We start from the raw sequence: 417 nt of genomic DNA, 5'->3' as shown, positions 1-417 counted from the left end.
AGTTTTAACTAACCGCCTGGCGAAGTCCATATACGATACCACCCCAGCACAATCAATAGTGATGACAGCCCACCCCTCCGACTCCAGATAAGGCAGCATATGATCCTCCCAGTACCCGTTCTCACGGATAAACAAAGGAGCAGTAAATTCCTCAGCAGACCGTTCTTGTTGATAAGGCATGTTTCTCTCTAAAACACAGACAGGCAAAGGAACCTAACTATTTACTCAGATAAACTTTCTCCCTCACGACCGCCGGTATAGGATGTGCTCTCGGGGTACTCATCAGGATCATTAATCCAGTCATCTCCATCTTCATACAGAGGATCCGGAAAACCATTCGGGAAAAACAGCTTCTTAAACCTTTCCACCCGTGACCAAGGATACTTGGCCCCGTCAGCAGCAATCACTATGCTATCG

General features: G+C 47.2%; 2 pseudogenes. Both read right to left on the bottom strand.

Annotated elements, in window-relative coordinates:
- Positions 1 to 180 (bottom strand): annotated as a pseudogene (locus tag HMPREF2609_RS11020) (hypothetical protein); the annotation flags it as partial.
- Positions 181 to 221: 41 nt separating this feature from the next.
- A pseudogene (locus HMPREF2609_RS02950) lies at positions 222 to 417 on the bottom strand (hypothetical protein); the annotation flags it as partial.

Source organism: Rothia sp. HMSC058E10 (assembly GCF_001809415.1).
Taxonomy (GTDB): domain Bacteria; phylum Actinomycetota; class Actinomycetes; order Actinomycetales; family Micrococcaceae; genus Rothia; species Rothia dentocariosa.
The sequence above is the reverse complement of the archived record's forward strand: the minus strand, read 5'-3'. Positions and strand labels throughout refer to the sequence as shown.